At 70.3% G+C, this 17,931-nt stretch carries 16 protein-coding genes; 7 read left to right on the top strand and 9 right to left on the bottom strand.

Annotated elements, in window-relative coordinates:
• Nucleotides 1-23: 23 nt before the first annotated feature.
• Nucleotides 24-596 carry a TetR/AcrR family transcriptional regulator gene (locus AMYNI_RS0135665; protein ID WP_020672902.1) on the bottom strand — a complete coding sequence of 191 codons (573 nt, stop codon included), beginning with the start codon at nucleotides 594-596 and terminating at the stop codon, nucleotides 24-26.
• 82 nt (nucleotides 597-678) lie between these two features.
• Between AMYNI_RS0135665 and AMYNI_RS0135660 the strand changes: the two genes are divergently transcribed.
• On the top strand, nucleotides 679-1,632 hold the full coding sequence (locus tag AMYNI_RS0135660) for an NADP-dependent oxidoreductase (RefSeq protein ID WP_020672901.1): 954 nt from the start codon (nucleotides 679-681) through the stop codon (nucleotides 1,630-1,632).
• A 91-nt stretch (nucleotides 1,633-1,723) separates the two neighbouring features.
• Here AMYNI_RS0135660 and AMYNI_RS0135655 read toward each other — a convergent pair whose 3' ends face one another.
• Nucleotides 1,724-2,173 (bottom strand): GNAT family N-acetyltransferase, encoded by a 450-nt coding sequence (locus tag AMYNI_RS0135655; protein WP_026361351.1) that lies wholly within the window; start codon nucleotides 2,171-2,173, stop codon nucleotides 1,724-1,726.
• Between the two features lie 66 nt (nucleotides 2,174-2,239).
• Here AMYNI_RS0135655 and AMYNI_RS0135650 point away from each other — a divergent pair, with 66 nt between their 5' ends.
• The 5 genes from AMYNI_RS0135650 (at nucleotide 2,240) to AMYNI_RS0135630 (ending at nucleotide 7,295) form a co-directional block, all read left to right on the top strand.
• Complete coding sequence (locus AMYNI_RS0135650) at nucleotides 2,240-3,244, top strand: serine hydrolase domain-containing protein (protein ID WP_020672899.1); 1,005 nt, start codon at nucleotides 2,240-2,242, stop codon at nucleotides 3,242-3,244.
• Nucleotides 3,245-3,323: 79 nt separating this feature from the next.
• The gene (locus AMYNI_RS0135645; protein WP_020672898.1) at nucleotides 3,324-4,508 is read left to right on the top strand and encodes an MFS transporter; all 1,185 of its coding nucleotides are present in this window, start codon (nucleotides 3,324-3,326) and stop codon (nucleotides 4,506-4,508) included.
• Between the two features lie 139 nt (nucleotides 4,509-4,647).
• Entirely contained in the window at nucleotides 4,648-4,962 is a 315-nt protein-coding gene (locus tag AMYNI_RS46120; protein WP_020672897.1) for an SHOCT domain-containing protein, read from the top strand.
• A gap of 254 nt (nucleotides 4,963-5,216) precedes the next feature.
• Nucleotides 5,217-6,164 carry a M28 family metallopeptidase gene (locus tag AMYNI_RS0135635; protein WP_020672896.1) on the top strand — a complete coding sequence of 316 codons (948 nt, stop codon included), beginning with the start codon at nucleotides 5,217-5,219 and terminating at the stop codon, nucleotides 6,162-6,164.
• A gap of 162 nt (nucleotides 6,165-6,326) precedes the next feature.
• Nucleotides 6,327-7,295 carry a chitinase gene (locus AMYNI_RS0135630; RefSeq protein WP_026361349.1) on the top strand — a complete coding sequence of 323 codons (969 nt, stop codon included), beginning with the start codon at nucleotides 6,327-6,329 and terminating at the stop codon, nucleotides 7,293-7,295.
• A gap of 22 nt (nucleotides 7,296-7,317) precedes the next feature.
• On the opposite strand, the gene AMYNI_RS0135625 is transcribed toward AMYNI_RS0135630, so the two are convergent.
• Complete coding sequence (locus tag AMYNI_RS0135625) at nucleotides 7,318-8,295, bottom strand: TIGR03557 family F420-dependent LLM class oxidoreductase (RefSeq protein WP_020672894.1); 978 nt, start codon at nucleotides 8,293-8,295, stop codon at nucleotides 7,318-7,320.
• A gap of 86 nt (nucleotides 8,296-8,381) precedes the next feature.
• On the opposite strand from AMYNI_RS0135625, the gene AMYNI_RS0135620 reads away from it, so the two are divergent.
• Nucleotides 8,382-9,311: an RluA family pseudouridine synthase gene (locus AMYNI_RS0135620; protein ID WP_020672893.1), complete on the top strand. Its 930-nt coding sequence runs from the start codon at nucleotides 8,382-8,384 to the stop codon at nucleotides 9,309-9,311.
• A gap of 4 nt (nucleotides 9,312-9,315) precedes the next feature.
• On the opposite strand, the gene AMYNI_RS0135615 is transcribed toward AMYNI_RS0135620, so the two are convergent.
• The 6 genes from AMYNI_RS0135615 to AMYNI_RS0135590 form a co-directional block, all read right to left on the bottom strand.
• Nucleotides 9,316-10,107 (bottom strand): alpha/beta fold hydrolase, encoded by a 792-nt coding sequence (locus AMYNI_RS0135615; RefSeq protein ID WP_020672892.1) that lies wholly within the window; start codon nucleotides 10,105-10,107, stop codon nucleotides 9,316-9,318.
• A 133-nt stretch (nucleotides 10,108-10,240) separates the two neighbouring features.
• Entirely contained in the window at nucleotides 10,241-10,795 is a 555-nt protein-coding gene (locus tag AMYNI_RS0135610; RefSeq protein WP_020672891.1) for a hypothetical protein, read from the bottom strand.
• 130 nt (nucleotides 10,796-10,925) lie between these two features.
• Entirely contained in the window at nucleotides 10,926-13,970 is a 3,045-nt protein-coding gene (locus AMYNI_RS0135605) for a toll/interleukin-1 receptor domain-containing protein (protein ID WP_169515793.1), read from the bottom strand.
• A complete protein-coding gene (locus AMYNI_RS0135600) occupies nucleotides 13,967-15,082 on the bottom strand; it encodes a hypothetical protein (protein WP_020672889.1) in 1,116 nt (371 codons plus the stop codon). Before AMYNI_RS0135600 ends, AMYNI_RS0135605 begins: the two co-directional genes overlap by 4 nt.
• A 175-nt stretch (nucleotides 15,083-15,257) precedes the next feature.
• Nucleotides 15,258-16,991, bottom strand: coding sequence for an alpha-L-fucosidase (locus AMYNI_RS46115; RefSeq protein ID WP_020672888.1), 1,734 nt, complete (start codon nucleotides 16,989-16,991; stop codon nucleotides 15,258-15,260).
• Between the two features lie 134 nt (nucleotides 16,992-17,125).
• Nucleotides 17,126-17,908 carry an IclR family transcriptional regulator gene (locus AMYNI_RS0135590; RefSeq protein ID WP_040406185.1) on the bottom strand — a complete coding sequence of 261 codons (783 nt, stop codon included), beginning with the start codon at nucleotides 17,906-17,908 and terminating at the stop codon, nucleotides 17,126-17,128.
• Nucleotides 17,909-17,931 lie beyond the last annotated feature (23 nt).

The raw sequence follows: 17,931 nt of genomic DNA, 5'->3' as shown, positions 1-17,931 counted from the left end.
GAGGGGAGCCCGCCCGGTCTTGCTCAGCGGATCGTCGGGGCTCGCGGGGTGACGGCCTCGCGCAGCTCGGCGGCGGCTTGGGCGATGAGTTCGGAGAAGGTCGCGTCCGGGTCGGCCAGCCAGCGGGAGGTGGCGCGCCGGGAGATCGCGATCGCCACGTCGATGATGAAGCGTGCCTCGCCGGACTCGACGCCGCGGCGCTCGAGCGCCCGCGCCAGTGCGCCGGCAATGTCGGCGAGCTTGATCAGGTCGCGTTCGGCCAGTGCTGGGCTGGCGGCGATCACCCCGACGCGGCGCAGCAGGAACTCGCGCGAGCGAAAGACCTCGTCGGCGGTCCCCAGCGCGGTCAGCAGCGCCTCGAACGGAATGAGACCCGGGGCGGCCGCCTCGACCTTGGCGACGAGGTGAGCCTCGAGCTCGTTGCCGGCAAAAAGGACTTCCCGCTTGTCGGGGAAGTAGCGGTAGAAGGAGCGCTCGGTCAGACCGGCGGTACGCGCGATCTGCGCGACCGTGGTGCGCTCGAATCCCTGCGTCTCGAACAGCTCGAGCGCCGCGCGCTCGAGCCGGCCCTGTGCGTCGGACTCCCATCTCGGCATAGCCACCAGGATGACAGCAGAGGCTGTCGTCGTGCTGCTAGGGTCAATGACAACAGATGCTGTCATCACACAGGAGATCGTCATGAAGGCTCTGCAGTTCGACCGATTCGGTTCCCCGGACGTGATCGTGCTCCGTGACGTCCCGAAGCCGGAGCCGGGACCCGGCCAGATCCGGATCGCCGTGCGGGCGTGCGGCCTGAACCCGAGCGACTGGGCGGTGGTCGACGGCCTGCTCGCCGACCGGTTGCCGCCGCTGCCGCGCGGGCTCGGCTTCGAGGTCGCGGGCACCGTCGACGCGCTCGGTGAGGGCGTCACCGGCGTCGAGATCGGCGACGGCGTGTTCGGCCCGGCGACCTTCGACGGCCCGACGGCCGGGGCCGCCGAGTACGCGCTGATGCCGGCCTGGGCGCGCATTCCCGAGGGCGTCACCGCCGTACAGGCCGCCGCGCTGCCGATGGCGGCCGAGACGGCGTGGCACGCGCTCGACGACCTCGGCATCGGGCCGGGTGAGTTGCTGCTCGTCCACGGCGCAGGATCGACCGTCGGCGAGGCCGCGGTGCGCTTCGCCCTGCACCGGGGTATCCGGGTGATCGCCACCGCCGGGCCCGCACGGGCCGCCGCCCTGGAAGAGATCGGCGCACAGGTGACCGGCTACGGCGACGGCATGGCCGACCGCGTCGCCGCGCTGGCCGCAGGCCGCGTCGACCATGCCCTGGACACGGCCCCGACCGGCGGCCGGATCGACCGCCCCGACCAGACCAGCCCGGCCGGTGGCGCACTGCCGACCCTCATCAAGCTGACCGGCGACCCCGACCGCGTCCTCACCGTCTCCGACTTCGCCGCCGCGGCCGAACTGGGCACCCGGATCACCCACATCGACCTGCGCTACGACCGACTGGACGAATTCGCCCGGCTGGCCGGCGAAGGCGTCCTGGCCGTATCGGTCGCCCGCACCTACCCCCTCGACCAGATCCACGAGGCCGCCAAGCTCAGCCAGTCCCGTCGACCCGGCGGCAAACTCACACTCGTCCCGTGATCGCCTAGCCGCTCGTGCTCGTCCACCGCGACATCGAACCGTGCTGCTCGGTCCGCGTCCGACTGGACTCGCGAAGCGGTGACAACCACCGTCAGGCCGGGACGTCGAAGACCAGTTCCGGGCGTTCCCAAGGGATCTTCGGTGGCTTCGCCGGGATCACCCCGATCCGCCGGGCGCCCATCCGCAGGTAGAAACCCTCCGCGGGCGGATGCGAGACCACGCGCACCGAGCTGATCCCCTTTTCGCGCGCTGTCTCGAACATGTGCGCCACCAGCTCGGCCCCGAGACCGGTCCCCTGCGCCTTGTCCGCGACGAAGAGCAGGTCCAGCTCCGGCGGCTCCACGATCAAGCTGTAGAAACCGAGGATCTCCGCATCGGCCATCGCCACGAAGGTCGGATACTGCTCGATGTCGGCCGCGGTCACCTGGTAGCCGGCCAGAATGGAGGCGTACCGGCCCTGGTAGGCGGCGCTCGCCTCCATCAGCGCGGTCAGCGCCCCGGCCTGGTGCGTGCCGGCCGGCACGATCCGAAAGTCGCTCACCACGTCCAGCCTAAACGACCTGAAAACAACTACGTGTCAGCTTCGCCGCGGACCTATCCTCGACAGGTGAACGATCTGGGGGAAGCAATCGACGAGCTCGCCGCCGAGACCGGGTTTTCGGGCGTGGTCCGGGTCGACCGGGGCGCCGAGGTCCGGCTGGCCAAGGCGTACGGTCTCGCGCATCGCGGCTGGGGCGTCCCGAACGCGCTCGACACCCGGTTCGCGGTGGCCAGCGGGACCAAGGGGCTGACCGCGCTGACCGTGGTCAGCCTGATCGAACAGGGCCTGCTGGAACCCGCCACCACCGCTCGCTCGGTGCTCGGGCCGGACCTGCCGCTGATCGACGACGCGGTCACCGTCGAGCAGCTGCTCACGCACCGGTCCGGCATCGGCGACTACTTCGACGAGGAAGCCGAGCACGACATCACCGACCACGTGCTTCCGGTCGGCGTGCACGAGCTGGCCACCAGCGAGCAGTACCTGCGGGTACTCGGCGGGCATCCGCAGAAGTTCGCTCCCGGCCACCGGTTCAGCTATTCCAACGGCGGCTTCGCGGTGCTCGCGGTGCTCGCCGAACGCGTCAGCGGCGTCCCGTTCCACGAGCTGGTGAAGCGGCGGGTGTGCGACCCGGCCGGCCTGCGCGACACCGAGTTCCTGCGCTCGGACGCGCTGCCCGGCCGCACCGCGACCGGCTATTTCACGCCGGATGGCTTGCGCACCAACATCTTCCACCTGCCAGTCCGGGGCAGCGGGGACGGCGGCTGCTACTCCACCGCGGCGGACGTGCACGCCCTGTGGGCCGCGTTCTTCGCCGGGCGGATCGTCTCGGCGAACTGGGTCGCGGAGATGGTCCGCCCGCACAGCGAGACACCCCACGAGTTCATCCGCTACGGCCTCGGCTTCTGGCTTTACGAGTCCACCGGTTCGGTGAAACTCGAAGGCTGCGACGCGGGGGTGTCCTTCCGCAGCGTGCACGACCCGGTTTCGGAGCTGACGCACACGGTGCTGTCGAACACCGCGGACGGCGCGTGGCCGATCACCCGCCGCCTCGCCGAGCTGTTGGGATCTTGAAGCAGGGGCCGTGAACATCCGCGTACAGCACTGACATCATGCGAAGGTGTGGCGGCCCGGCAGCAGAACCTCGCGACGGGTGCTGCTGTCGTCGATCGCCATCGGCGCCGTGGGCTCGGGGCTGTTCCTGCCGGTGGAGCTGCTCTACCTGATCCGGGTGGCCGGTCTCTCCACCGCCACCGCCGGGCTGACCATGGCGGCCGCGAGCGCGGTGTCACTGGCGCTGCCCGCGGTCACCGGCACGATGGTGGACCGGTTCGGCTCGGCGAGGACCTTCCTGCTCGCCCGCTGCACGCAGCTGGCCGGCGCGGTCGGGCTGCTCTGGGTAAGCGATGTGGCCGGCGCGTTCCTGGCCACCCTGTGCGTGACCGCCGGGATGCGGATGTTCTGGTCCTCGGTGTTCGCCGTGGTCTCGGACGTGCTCGCCGAACAGCACAAGGAACGCGGGTTCGCGCTGGCCGGCATGGCCGAGTCGGCCGGGGTCGCGGCCGGTGGTTTCCTGGCCAGCCTCGTCCTGGTGCAGGACGATCCCGGCGTCTACCGCGTGCTCGTCGCCTGCAACGTCGGGCTTTTCGCGGTCAGCACGCTGATGGTCAGCCTGGGCGTACGCCGGCCGGAACGCCGGCGGCAGCACTCCGACGACCCCCGCGGCGGCTACCGCGAGGTGCTGCGGCATCGGTCGTTCCTCGGGTTCGTACTGGCCAGCGTGCCGCCGACGCTGAGCATCTCGCTGTTCGCCAGGGTGCTCCCGGTGTACGCGGTGAGCATGCTGCAGGTGCCGAGCTGGGTGCCTGGTGCCCTGCTCGGCTGGATCACCGCGGTCTCGGCGCTCACCCGCGGCTTCGTGGTTCGCGCGGCGGTGACCCTGCCGCGGTCCACCGCGCTGCTCGGCTCCACCTTCGCGTTCGTCGTCTGGACCGTCGGGGTCGGCGCGGCCTTCTGGGTTCCGGACGGCCTGCTGGTGGCCTACCTGTTCGCGCTGACCCTGCCCTTCCTCGCCGCGGACCTGCTGTACGGTCCCATCGCGAACACGCTGGTGGAGAGCATCGCGCCGGCCCATCTGCGCGGCCGCTACCTGGCCGGTTTCCAGTACACCTACGGCGCCTCGGACGCGCTGGCCCCCGCCTTCGCCGCCGTGCTGGTGGTCTCCCCGCCACTGCCGTGGTTCGTCGCGAGCGCCCTGCTGCTGGCCACGACCGCCTGTCTGCCTGCGGTTTTCCGACGTTTCCCGGCCTCCGCACTGCGCCGCGCGGCACCTTCCTGAGCATCATCTCAGGTGACCAGCGGCAAGATTGATTACGTCGTATCGTGGAAATCAAGGGCGCCGGACTCGCCGCCGGATCCGGAGCCTGGACACCTCGGACGACACCGCGGGATCCGCACTGTCAACTAGGAGGAATCTCATGCGCTGGGACGACAATCGCCCAGGTTGGGGCGGCTGGGACGGTGGTTGGGGCTACTCCGGTGGCCCCAGCTGGGTGGGCTGGATCTTCATCGTCGTGACGATGCTGCTCTTCTGGGCCGCGTTGATCACCGTGATCACCGTCGCGGTGAAGCGTTCGCGCCGGGCGCAGCAGGCCGGGCCCCAGGTTCAGGCCGGCCCGAGCCCGGCCGCAGGCCCCGCCTCGCCCGAAGCGGTGCTGGCGAACAGGTTCGCGCTCGGCGAGATCGACGAAGAGGAGTACGTCAAGCGACGGGAGACGTTGCGCAGCAGCTGACCGCGGCTGCCACGGGCATCCGCCGGTATGGCGGAACCTGCCGGGCCCTTACCCCCAGGGGGCCCGGCGCTGACGGAACGGCGCTCACCGGCCTGGTGAGCGCCGTTCCTCATTTCCATATCATCCGAGCGCACCGGAATTTATAAGTACAGTAGTTATCGATCTCCGGATTGTTTCGCTTTCCGGTCCCGCCGACGCTGGAGGCCGAGCGTCGTCAACGGCCCCTGACCGGGCGCCATGAAGGAGATCCAACCATGAAGTTGCGCCGCGCCCTGCCCATCGCCGCCGCCGTGGCGATGGTCGCCGTACCGGTCGGCGCCGCCACCGCGGCGTCACCGGGAACCCTTGCCGCACCGGACATCCCGGTGGCCAACGTACAGGCGCACCTCGGCCAGCTGCAGACCATCGCGACGAACAACGGCGGCAACCGCGCACACGGCAGGCCGGGCCACAAGGCCTCCGTGGACTACATCAAGGCCAAACTGGACGCGGCCGGCTACACCACCCGCATCCAGCAGTTCAGCTACAACGGCGCCACCGGCTACAACCTGATCGCGGACTGGCCCGGCGGCGACGCGAACAACGTGATCATGGCGGGCGGTCACCTGGACAGCGTCAACGCGGGACCGGGGATCAACGACAACGGCACCGGATCCGCCGGGCTGCTGGAGGTCGCGCTGACCGTGGCCAAGGACCAGGTGCAGACCTCCAAGCACCTGCGCTTCGGCTGGTGGGGCGCGGAGGAGCTGGGGCTCATCGGCTCCACCTACTACGTGAACAGCCTGACCAGCGCCGAAAAGAGCGTGCTCAAGGGCTACCTCAACTTCGACATGACCGGCTCGCCCAACCCGGGGTACTTCGTCTATTCCAGCTCGGGTCAGCCCTCGGGCTCGCAAGCGCTGGAAAACCTGCTGAAGCAGGGTTTCAGCGCGGCCGGAGTGCAGACCGAGCCGACCAACGTCGGCGGTCGCTCGGACCACGCCGCGTTCGCTCGCGCCGGAGTCCCCACCGGCGGCACGTTCAGCGGGGCTGAGACCACCAAGACGCAGGCTCAGGCCACCAAGTGGGGCGGCACCGCCGGGCGCGCCTTCGACCCCTGCTACCACCGGTCCTGCGACAACAGCGGCAACATCAACACGACGTCCCTCGACCGCCACACCGACGCGATGGCCTACACCATCTACTCCCTCATCGGCGCCTAAAAGGTCAAATAGCCGACTTCTTGCCCTTGCGGAAAGGGCAAGAAGTCGGCTATTTGCCGTTTCAGGGGTGTGCGACAGAGAGTGGAGCGGGTATTGACGATTGTGGTCTAGACCACATACGGTGCTGGGGACTCGCTCCTACCGGCAAAGGCGGTGCTCGACATGCCAGGAACGCGGACCAGAATCGCCGCACTCGTCACCGCGGCGGCACTCACCGCCCTCGCCGCGGTGACCCCGGCGAGCGCTGCCAGGGTGACGGCCACCCCGGAATCCGCGCCGTACATCGACATCACTGCGCCGAAACCGTCCCTTGTGGACGTTGCGAACGCGACAGGGCAGAAGGTGTTCACCCTGGCCTTCGTGCTCGCGGACAGCACCGGCTGCAACCCGGCATGGGGCGGCACCATCCCGCTGGACGACCAGCGGATCCTGGACGACGTCCGCGCGCTGAAGGCGGCCGGCGGCAAGGTCATCGTGGCCACCGGCGGCGCGGCCGGTCCCTATCTGGAGTCCACCTGCGACACCGCGGACGCGCTCGCCGGCGCGTACCGGAAGATCCTGGACACCGTCGGCGCCGACCAGCTGGACATCGACGTCGAGTCGAACATCCCGCAGGACATGGTGAACACCGCGCTCGCCACCGTGCAGAAGGAACGCGGCACCGCGGTCAGCTACACCATGCGCGTGCTCGGCGACGACTACGGGATGGACCCCTACTCGCTCGAGGTGCTGCGCAGCGCCGCCGCGCACGGGGTCGACGTGCTGGTCAACCCGATGACCATGGAGTTCGGCAGCAGCAGGCCGAACTGGGGCGACGCGGTGATCGCCGCCGCGAACGCCAGCCTCGGCCAGCTGCGCGAGATCTGGCCGGACCTCTCCGATGCCGACCTCAAGCGACGGCTCGGTGTGACCCCGATGATCGGGCGCAACTACAACGGCAAGATCTTCCAGCAGTCCGACGCCACGAAACTGGTGGACTGGGCCAACGCCAACCACATCGGCCTGCTCGCCTTCTGGTCCGCCGGCCGCGACAACGGCTCCTGCCCCGGCGGGGCGGTCTCGCCCACCTGCAGCAGCATCGAGCAGTCCGAGTACGAGTTCACCAAGATCTTCGCCGGGTTCCACGGCTGACCCGGAACCGCCGATCCACTGCTCAGTGGATTTCGCGCAGGGCCGGCAGCAGCGTGCTCTTCGCGAAGCCGAAGAAGTCCTGCTGGTGCTCCCCGCCGATCTGCACCAGCGCGACATCGGTGAACCCGGCGTCGGCGAACTCCTTGACCCTGGCCACGATCGGCTCCACGTCGGGGCCGCAGGGAATGCCGCCGGCCACGTCCTGCTCGGTGACGAACTGGGTCGCACCGGCGAAACCGGCGGGCCCCGGCAGCTCGGCGTTGACCTTCCAGCCGTTGCCGAACCAGCGGAACTGCTCGTGCGCCCGGCGGACCGCGGCGTCGGGGTCCCGGTCCCAGCTCACCGGCAGCTGTGCGATCTTGCGGGCCGGCCCGTCCGAGCGGGCGCTCCGGTGCGCCTCCCACTCGCGGCAAAGCTCGGCCTTGGGCTCCACCGCGACCATGACGTCCGCGAACGGCGCGAACCGCGACACCGACTGCGGGCCGGAAACCGCCACCGCGAGCGGGGTCCTGGTCTCGGGCAGGTCCCAAAGCTTGGCCGAGTCCACTCGGAAGTGGTCACCCGCGTAGTTGAAGGATCCGCCGTCGAACAGGCCGGCGATGATCTGCACCGCCTCCGCGAGCATCTCGTGCCGCACGTTCGCCGGTGGCCAGCCACGGCCGACGACATGTTCGTTGAGGTTCTCCCCCGCGCCGAGACCGACCGTGAACCGGCCCGCGGACAGCAGCTGCATGGTCGCCGCCTTCTGCGCCACCACGGCCGGGTGATACCGCATGATCGGGCAGGTCACGTAGGTCATCAGCTCGACCCGCTCGGTCACCTGCGCCACCGCGCCGAGCACGCTCCAGACGTAGGGCGCGTGGCCCTGTTCCTCGAGCCAGGGTGAGAAGTGGTCGCTGGCCACCTCGAAGTCGAAACCGGCCCGTTCGCCGTCCGCCGCGAAGCCGACCAGGTCCCGCGGCCCGGCCTGCTCGGTCATCAGCGTGTATCCGATGCGCACGACTGCTCCTCCCTGCCGATGATCACCATGGCCGCCAGGGGTTACCCGGAAACAGGCCAGGTCAACCCCGGTTAAGCTGGGTCCCGATGAGACGCAGGCTCAAGGGACCGCTGCCGCAGCGGCACGGCCTCGACCCGGCCAGGCTGAAGCTGCCGGCCGAGGGACCGTGGGCGACCCTGCGCGACCACCTCGTCGACCGCTTGCCCAAGGTGGCGCCGGCGAGGATCGACGAGATGCTGCGCGACCGGCTGATCTTCGGCCTGCACGGGCCGATGGCACCGGACGCGCCGTTCGTGCCGGACTCGTTCATCTGGTTCCACCGCGACCTGCCCGACGAGGTCGCGGTCCCCTTCGAGCTCGGCATCGTGCACCAGGACGAGCGCCTCGTGGTGGTGGACAAGCCGCACTTCCTGGCCACGATCCCGCGCGGGCAGCACATCCTGGAGACCGCGCTGGTCCGCCTGCGCCGGCAGCTCGACCTCCCGCAGCTGAGCCCGGCGCACCGGCTGGACCGGGTGACCGCGGGGCTGGTGATGTTCGTCGTCTCCCCGGAGCACCGCGGCGCGTACCAGACAATGTTCCGGGATCGCATGGTGCACAAGGAATACGAGGCCGTCGCACGGTTCGACCCCGGACTGGAGCTGCCGTGCACAGTGCGCAGCCGGATCGTCAAGGAGCGCGGGATCATCACCGCACAGGAGGTGCCCGGCCCGCCGAACAGCGAAACCAGGATCGAGCTGATCGAGCACCGGGCCGGCCTCGGCCGGTACCGGCTGCTGCCGGCCACCGGCCGCACCCACCAGCTCAGGCTGCACCTGAGCGGGCTCGGCCTGCCGATTCTCGGCGACGACTTCTACCCGGTGCTGACCGAAACCCCGCTGGACGACTTCAGCCGCCCGCTGCAGCTGCTGGCCAAGGTGCTCGAGTTCACCGACCCGGTCACCGGCGCGCCACGCCGGTTCGAAAGCCGCCGCACCCTGGCCGCGTGGGATTCGTACGATCAGTGGACGGGCTGAGCCGTCAGGACGCGAAGGCGAACACCGCGGCGGTCAGCTGTTCCGGGTCGCGGTCGATGGCCAGGTGGTCCTGCCCGTACAACGGAGCGATGTCCGCCCGCGGCAGGCGACGGGCGATCAGCTCGGCCGCCGGCCGGAAGTAGCCGGGGCTCTCGGTGCCGAGGAGCAGCCGGACCGGAATCCCGATGCGCGACAACCGGTCCGAGCTGTCGAAGGCCTCAACCGAGTCCAGTTCACGCCCGATGGTGTGCGCGGCGGCAAGGCGCGCCAGCCAGATCGGCGTACCGCGCATGGCTTCGATGTCCGCTGTGGACACCTCGATGACCTCGCGGAAGAAGGTCTCCAGGATGCCTTCGGCGTCGTCGCCCGCCGCTACCACCCGAAGCCGGTCGAGCGTGTCCGGCGGAACGACCCGGTGCTCGCCGGTGGACATCGGCGGCTCGTAGAGCGTCATCCGGCCGATCGCGGTGCTGACGAGAGCGGCTTCGAGCGCGCACAGGGCGCCGTAGGAATGCGCGACCAGGTAGACGTCCCGGCCCGCCGCCTCCACCACCGCGGCGACGTCCTCGCCCTCCCGCTCGATGTGGTAGTCGCCCGCTTCCGCGGTGCTGAGCCCGCGGCCACGACGGTCGAGCACGTGCACGGTGAACCGCTCCGCGAGCCGCGGAAGCACCGGCGCCCAGCGGCTCCGGTCCGCGGTGCCGCCGTGCACCAGCACCATCGGCGGCCCGGCACCGACGACCTCGAAACCGATCACGCTGCCGTCCGCCGACTCGACCGACCTGAGTTCACCCATGGCTGGATGCTAACCCGGCATCCTTGTGCCTGCCCGCCCTTCCGAGCCGCTGACCAGCGGGTGTGGCTGAGCGCTTCAGCTGGCCACATGAGCGTCGTTGCCGGGCCGGAACTGCCCTGTTCGTCGGAACTCCTCAGCCGCCGAACAGGCGCTCGTCGACACGGTGGTCGAGGGTGTTCCAGGGTTGGCTGGACAGCCACGGCTGCCGGTACCGCTCGGCCTCCATCCGCAGCCACTGCCCGTACAGGTGGTTCATCCGCACCACCCCGCGCCGTTCGCGCGGGGCCAGGGCGAGGAAACGTGGGTTGCTTGGCCGGGTCGCGAGCGTCGTCCACAGCAGGTGTTCCTCAGGTTCAACCAGGTAGACCACGCGGCAATCCCTGTGCGCGTACTGGTGTATGAGGCTCGGCTGTATGCCTTCACCCTCGATGATCCTGGAGTCGCCGAGCGCGCTGAGCCGGTCGAGTTCGGCAGCTAGCGCGGATTGGAGCTGGGTCGTCGAGGCCAGCAACGCGTCCAGGAGTTCGGCGTCCGGCCGCAGCCAACTATGTTCGTGGCTTGCCGTGAGGTCGTGGGTGCGCAGATCGTCGACGTGAATCACCTCGTCGATACCGTGTCTTGCGGCGAGGCGCTCCGCCACGGTCGTCTTGCCAACGCTGGAGCTGCCACCGATCGCATATACCGTCACAGGAGCTGATGATCTCCGGCAACACCTAGCCAGCCTCGGCCAGGTTCGTTGTGGGTGTCGAACCGCAGGTGACAGATACGGCTCACAGGCACAATCCTGTGAAACGCCGACACGCGCGCAAGGGGCGGGGTCAGGGGCAGTCGGCGGCGGGGTGGAGGGAGCACAGTTGGCGCTTCAGAGCGGGGACGCCGACTGGGATGCGGATGGTTCCTTCCATCCGCGTGCTGCCCTTGTGCCGCAGGGACACGGACAGCATGTCGCCGGCCCGGCGGGAGGAGATCTGCTCGACCTCGGCCTGCCCGAGCGACAGGCCGAGGTCGGCGGCCAGCAGCCGGCCCGTTTCCGCGTCGAACAGCTCGAAACCGCCCGTGGTGCTGACCGCGAGTACCAGGGTGCCGCCGTCGACCGTCTGCGCGGCGGCGATCCGGGGCAGCCTGGTGGCCAGGTTCAGCCTCCTGGTCCAGCCATCGGTGTCACGGCGGTAAAGGGTCACGTCGCGTGCGCCTGGCGTGTAGGTCAACGCCAACCGCCCCGCCTCGTCGAACGAGGTGGCGGACCGTTCGTCGAGCAGCGGCGGACCGTCCATTGTGGTCACTCCGGATCCGCCGTCGCGGGGCCAGGTGGTCACCGTGGTCCGGTTGCCCGCGCGCGCCACGATCCGGCCGGTGCCGGCACCGATCTCGTACGACAGGATCTCCGGCCGCGGGCCGCTGGACACGGTCCGCCCGTCCCGGCAGTCGAGGTACTGGCTGTCGTCCACGCGTGCCACCGGGATCTGCGCCTCGGCGTCGGCTCGCGAAGTGGCGAAATCCGGTCCCGGCAAGTACGACACGCTCTTGTCCGTGCAGGCGTCCGATGGCAGCACCGTGCGGCCATCGACCAGCCAGGCCCGCTTCGAGCCGTACTCGGCGAGGGCCGCTCCGGTGCCGTCCGGTCTGGCGGCGAGCAGCTCGGCGGAGGCGGGCAGCGGCACCCGGTCGACGACGCCGGTGGCGCCCGCGATCACGAGTTCTTCGCTGCGCGGGAAGACCTGCCGCTCGCCGAGTGCCGTCACGGCACCGCCCTGCTCGGTGGTGACATCCCACGGTTTCGGCAGCGAATCCGCGGTCAGGGTGGACAGGATCTCGATGGCGAACCCCGGTTTCAGCAGTGCCACCCGGTCCCCGACCGGCGCCACGGCGACGGTGTCCGCGACCAGCGTGCCGCGAAGCACGACCGGCTCGTCCCCGAGCTGCGGAATCGCCGACAGGGAGCGGCCGATGGCGACCGCATCGCACTGGCCGTCGATCCGTCCGGTGAACTCGCCTCGGCCGTCGATGCGGTCGGTCCGCGCGTTACCGTCGATGAGCAGCGACCCGTTTTCGGGCACGTCGGTGTGGATCATCACCTCGGAACGTTCCGCGCATCGGGCGGCGATCGGTTCGGGAGGACCGCCGTCGTGCGCGACGATCCAGTCCTTCACCGCGACCTGTGTCCACGCCTCCTCCGCGTTGGGCGGCAGCTCGCCCGGCGACCGCACGACCGCGGCGTCGTCATCGTGGAGCGCGACGAAGTTTTCGGACGCCAGCGGTTCGAGGCGGGTGGGTAAGGGAATCGAGCGCGGGTACCCGTCGGGATCTTCGACCTTGGTCCGCCGGTCGTCGCGGGTCCAGCCGATGGTTCCGTCGGCGGTGATCCACGCGAGATCGCCGGTCAGCCGGTTGGATTTCAGCAGCGGAGCGACGTCGGCCGCGTCGGCGGGAACCGTCCACGTCCGCAGGCTTGGGACGCCGCCCTGCAGCGTGACCACGCCCCACTCTCGGGCGCCCGACGCGACGAGGAAACCACCGTGGCCGTCGGCGAACCTGGCGGACCAGGCGGCCGAGGCCGTGAGCGGCAGCCGCTTACCGCCCGCCACCACGGCGACCCCGGCCGGGCCCGCGACGACCGCGGCCCTGGCCTTCGGGTGGGCGGCGACGCTGTCCACGCCGTCGAAAGTCACCGTGGTTCCGCGAACATCGACCAAATACGCCGTCCCTCCCCCGTTCAGCAGGATCACCCCGTCGGCGAACGAATGGACCTCGCAGGCGGTTCGCCCCGGTGGGCCGAGACGGGTGGTCTTCGCCGCCGCCAGCTCGATCAGGACCGGCCCGGCGGCGCTGCACGCCGCGAGGTGGTTGCTGCCGAGGAAGGTGATGTCCCGGAGGTCGGTGACGTCGGTGGTCACGGTCGCCGCGACCCTGCCGGTGTCGACCTCCCACACCCGCAACGCCGAGGTGTCCCGCTCCCGGCCCGCGCCCCAGGCCACCAGCCTGGCGCCGTCCGCGGAGAAGCTCGTCCCGGTGGCCGGATGCCCGGTCTCCGCCTCCGGGTACACCAGCGCACGCTGCAGCCGCCGCGCGGCCTGCGACACGGCGAGCATGGCCGACCGGACGGTGGGACCGTCGTCGCGCCGGGCGGCGCGCAGCGCGCGTTCGATGGCCAGCGTGGGGGAATCCTCCGCGGCCAGCAGTGCCTCGGAGGCGTCGGCCTGTGCGCGCGCCTGCTCGGCGTTGCGCTCCGCCTCGCGCTGGTTGTTGACCGCCGCGATCGCACCGATGGCCGCGGCCCCGAACAGCAAGGTCATCACGACCGCGACCGCGGTGATGGTGCGGGTCCGGCCGCGCTGATACGTCGCCTCTTCGAGGAGATATTCGTTGGCGTCGACGTCCATCAGCGCCGCGCAGAGTGCGGCCAGCCCTTCGTGCCCGCGGAACAGCGACCGGTCGGCGAGCTCGATCCACTTCTGCTCGACCTCGAACAGCTCGCGCAGCGGGGCGGGAAGCGCGTCCGGCTCGCGGAACGTGCCGCGAGCGGGGTCCCAGTCCAGGTTCAGCTCCGGGTCAAGGCGCACCAGGAAAAGCCGTTCCGGCGAGCCGCCGCTGTCCAGCCAGTGCGAGATCTCCTGCGCCACCCAGCTGGACTCGACGGTCGTGCGGTCCAGCAGCACGATGAGGCACCGCGACTGCGCGACGGCGGTGAGAATCTCCTCGCTCAGCGGCCCAGGCCTGAGATCGGACGTGTCCAGGTAAACCGCGAACCCGGTGCCCGCGGCATGCCGCTTCGCGATCGCGTACAGATCGTGTTTGAGGCGTTTGGCCGCCCGTCGCGCGGTGCTGCGGTAGCTGATGAACGCGTGGTAGCGGCTTTCCGTCACGGCCGGGCGCATTCCGCGGGCGCCGGGCGGCCGTGGCCGATCCGGTAGTAGCCGCCGAGCTGCGGGCCGGAGCCACGGGAGAGCACGCCCTCCGTGTACTTCCCGCTGATCATGACCACCTCGCCGCAGCCGGGGCCGACCCAGCGCGCGGCGGTCGCCCGGTGCCCGCCGGAGTCCGCGGGTGCCCCGGTGGCGGGATCGAACAGGCGCTGCCAGACCTCCGGCCCGAGGTCGCAGGTTTCGCCATCCGGCGGGTTGTGCACCTCACCGGCAACGACCAGCTTCTCCCCCGCCCACTGCAGGTCGGTCAGCTCGAACCACGGGTTGACCACGTCCGCGCTCACCCCCGGCACGACGGGTTCGATCTTTTGCGCCTGCAGCGATCCCACGTCCACCACCAGTAGCTCCGACGTGTTGACGCAGTAACCGCCCGATCCGCTCAGCTCGACCGCGAGCCGGCGCCCGTCCGGGGACGCCGCGGACCGGCCGATCACGCGGTCGACCTTCGTGTTGCCGAGCAGCCCGCCTTCGAAGGAGTACTGCGCGATGATCGAAGGCCCGCGCCGGTTGCCGCCGTCGCGGGCCAGGTAGCCGACCGTGACCCGGTCACCGTCCGCGGCGAGGGTGACCGGGGATTCGGTGTTCTCCCCGGGGTAGTCCGTGCTGACGCGTTCTTCCAGCCGCTGCGCGGGAACGACCCGGCTGGTGGACAGGTCGCGCTCGAACAGCACCAGGTCGAACCCGTTGCCGGGGGTGAAGTTCCGCCTGGTGGTCACGATGAACTCGTCGGTCACCGCGACGCCGGCGCAGTCCGCGCAGTCCTTGACGATCGCCTGCTGATGCGGCTGCACCACCGCGATGCGGCCGGCGTAGACCACCGCGGCCCGCTGCCCGTCGAGCCGGGCCGTCAACTCCCCGTCCGTGTCCTGCTCGGGAGCCTCGATGCCCTCGACCTTCTCCAGCCAGTCGGCGCCAACCAACGCGACGCCGTCGTTGCCCGCGACCACGGCGAACTCCGGCTCCGGCTCGGCGGTTTCGGACGAGCCGCAGGAGGAGAGCGCGAGCGACAGCACCAGGACCAGCGGGGTGAATAGCCGCGTGCGGCGGTTCATCGTGCACCTGCGCTCTCGTTTCCGCGGTTGTCGGCGCGGGCGAAAGACTTGTCGGCCAAGCCCGGCTCCCTCCGCCTCGGGAGCTGACGACCTTACCGTGAACAAGACTGTCCATGACTCGGATCCGCGAACCCGTGACCGATGGTGGCCGAAGCTGCCTCCTGCGGCAGAATCGTCAGCCGAGCACGGCGCCGTCCAGGGTTAGACCGAGATCCTGACCGGCGTTGGCCGGCTCGGACCGGGTGATCGTCACCGGCAGCACGCCGTGGCCGAACACGAAGAACGGCCCCACCGAGCCGCCGGTCAGCTGGGCGCCGGTGACCACGCGCCGCTGCCCGCCGACCGCCACGGCGTATTTCGCCTCCGGCTGCGCGGTACCGCTCAGCTTCAGCGAATAGGCACCGGGCCGTCCTCCTCGCAGATAGGCGGTGCGGCGGACGACGGTCTGCCGGGTGGAGGAATAGCTGCCGTCGTCGGTGTAGCTGCGGCCCTGCTGCCACGCCTGTGGTTCGAGCGTCCACTGGCCGGAAGGGCCTTGCGCGGCAACGGTTTCCGGGGTGATCCGGAGCGGCCCTGCCAGCTCGACCTTGAGCACCGGCAGCACCTCGTCGGTGGGCGACTCCGGCAGCTCGACGGTGAGCGTGCCGTCGGTGTGCCGCCAGCGCAGCCGCTCACCGGAACCATCGGCCAGCACCCGTTGCGGGCGGGTCACCAGACCGGGCAGCACCAGCTTGCCGTCCTTCGGCCAGTCGGTGACGTGCAGGTACAGATCGCGGCCGTGCACGGTCGTCTCGCCCCACGGCAACTCGCCGAACCTGGTGGCCGACGCGCCGAGCACCGCACCGGGATGCCGACCGAGCCAGCCGCCGATGTCGCGCAGCACGTCGGCCTCGAACCCGACCACCGAGCCGTCCCCGCGCGGCCCGATGTTGAGCAGGTAGTTGCCGCCGTGCGCGCGCACCCCGACCATGCCGCGCACCAGTTCGCGCACCTTGCCCGGCCGGTCGGTCCGCTCCTGCCAGCTCCGGTAGCCCCAGGTCTCGTGGTAGATCGAAGCCGGCGTCTGCCAGGCCCCGTCCAGCGCGAAACCGGGAATCTCGTTGTCCCCCATCACCCGGAAGTCGCCCTGGTTGTTCCACACCCGGCTGTTCACCACCGCACGCGGTTGCAGCTCGTGCACGATCCCGGCGAACCGGCGGCTCTGCTCGACGGTGGGCGCGGACATGTCGAACCACACCTCTGCGATGTCGCCGTAGTTCGTCATCAGCTCGCGCAGCTGACCTTCGATCATCGGCTCCATCGACGCCGGGACCGGGTTCTCGTTGTTCCCGTCGAACGCGTGCCCGGCGTGCCAGTCCACCAGGGAGAAGTAGACGCCGAAACCGAGCCCCTGGCGCCGGCATTCGTCGGACAGCAGGCGCAGCGGGTCCTTGCCGAAGGCCGAGCGGTCCACGATGTCGTAGTCGGTGGTGGCGGTGTCGAACATGGCGAACCCGTCGTGGTGCTTGCTGGTGATCACCACGTAACGCATGCCGGCCTGCTTGGCGGTCGAGCAGATCGCGGCCGGGTCGAACCGTTCCGCGGCGAACCCGGCCGCCACGGCGGCGTAGTCCGCCCGGGAGATGTTCGCCCACATCTGGATCTGCTCGCTGTAGCCCTTGGTCACCGGCTCGCCCCGCCAGACGCCGCCGAGCTGCGAGTACACGCCCCAGTGGATGAACATGCCGTACTGCATCCGCTGCCAGGCCGCGATCCGCTCGTCGGTGCTCTGCGGGACCACGCCGTCGATGCCGTCCGCGAACGGTGACTGCGACGGCTGCGACTGCCGGGGCGCCTGTGCGGCGGCGGCCGGTGCGAGCCCGGCTACGGCCAGTCCGAAAACCGCGAGCAAGCAGGCGAACCGGCGCATCAGCACACTCCAGACATCCGATGTATCCCGGATATTAGGGATGCGCGTTTCGCGCTGTCAATGATCTTTGTGCACGCCCCGCCCGAATGAGCCAGCGAAACGATCAGATGTTCAACGCCGCGCCGTATAGGTCGTTATACAGCGGCCCCGAGCTGGCCGGAGATGGCCGCCGCGGCGCGGGCGGTCACCCTGCCCGCCAGTCCCAGCCGGTCCCCGATCCGTTCCAGCGGGGCGGAGATGTTGAGCGCGGCCACCACCCGGCCGCGGAAGTCCCGGATCGGCGCGGACACCCCGGCCAGCCCGTCCTCGAACTCCTCGCGCACGCTCGCGTACCCGTCGCGACCCGCCTGCCGGATCCGCGACCACAGCGCGGGCAGGTCGTCCGTCGCGCCGAACCGCACGTACAACTCGTCCGGCGTGGCACCGAGCAGCAGCACCCGCCCTGCCGACGTGCAGGCGGCCGGGACCCCGCGGCCCTCCCAGTCGTGCACCCGGAAGGAATGCCCGGAGACCGACAGCACGGTGAGCACCTCCCGGTCCCGCAGCACGCACAGGTGGCTGGTCTCCTCCAGCTCCGCAGACAGCGCGTGCATCACCGGCTCGGCGGCGCGCACCAGCCGGTTCTCCGCGGTCCTGGCCACCAGGGAGAACAGCCGCCAGCCGAGCCGGTATTCGAGGGTGTCCGGGTCCCGCTCGACGAGGCCCTCTTCGGCCAGCGCCCGCAGCGCCCTGGACACCTGGCTCTTCTCCCGGCCGGTCAGCCGCGCGAGCCCCACCACGCCGAGCCCGCCGGCCCGCTGTGCCTCTTCTGAGGCCAGCGCTTCGAGTAAGCCGACGTCGCGGCGCAGGCCGTGTCCTGGTTGCCGCGGCCGCAACTCCGGTTGCGATTGACCCGATTCGCTTGCCGACCTTCCCATCACGCTCCTACGTTCCTGCACCG

Source organism: Amycolatopsis nigrescens CSC17Ta-90, assembly GCF_000384315.1.
In the GTDB taxonomy this organism is placed as follows: domain Bacteria; phylum Actinomycetota; class Actinomycetes; order Mycobacteriales; family Pseudonocardiaceae; genus Amycolatopsis; species Amycolatopsis nigrescens.
The sequence above is the reverse complement of the archived record's forward strand: the minus strand, read 5'-3'. Positions and strand labels throughout refer to the sequence as shown.

Excerpts from the sequence above, each read along its gene's own strand:
- AMYNI_RS0135600 (WP_020672889.1), bottom strand. The coding sequence starts at position 15,082 with ATGAACCGCCGCACGCGGCTATTCACCCCGCTGGTCCTGGTGCTGTCG.
- AMYNI_RS46120 (WP_020672897.1), top strand. The coding sequence starts at position 4,648 with ATGCGCTGGGACGACAATCGCCCAGGTTGGGGCGGCTGGGACGGTGGT.
- AMYNI_RS0135660 (WP_020672901.1), top strand. The coding sequence starts at position 679 with ATGAAGGCTCTGCAGTTCGACCGATTCGGTTCCCCGGACGTGATCGTG.
- AMYNI_RS0135620 (WP_020672893.1), top strand. The coding sequence starts at position 8,382 with ATGAGACGCAGGCTCAAGGGACCGCTGCCGCAGCGGCACGGCCTCGAC.
- AMYNI_RS0135615 (WP_020672892.1), bottom strand. The coding sequence starts at position 10,107 with ATGGGTGAACTCAGGTCGGTCGAGTCGGCGGACGGCAGCGTGATCGGT.
- AMYNI_RS46115 (WP_020672888.1), bottom strand. The coding sequence starts at position 16,991 with ATGCGCCGGTTCGCCTGCTTGCTCGCGGTTTTCGGACTGGCCGTAGCC.
- AMYNI_RS0135635 (WP_020672896.1), top strand. The coding sequence starts at position 5,217 with ATGAAGTTGCGCCGCGCCCTGCCCATCGCCGCCGCCGTGGCGATGGTC.
- AMYNI_RS0135590 (WP_040406185.1), bottom strand. The coding sequence starts at position 17,908 with ATGGGAAGGTCGGCAAGCGAATCGGGTCAATCGCAACCGGAGTTGCGG.
- AMYNI_RS0135665 (WP_020672902.1), bottom strand. The coding sequence starts at position 596 with ATGCCGAGATGGGAGTCCGACGCACAGGGCCGGCTCGAGCGCGCGGCG.
- AMYNI_RS0135630 (WP_026361349.1), top strand. The coding sequence starts at position 6,327 with ATGCCAGGAACGCGGACCAGAATCGCCGCACTCGTCACCGCGGCGGCA.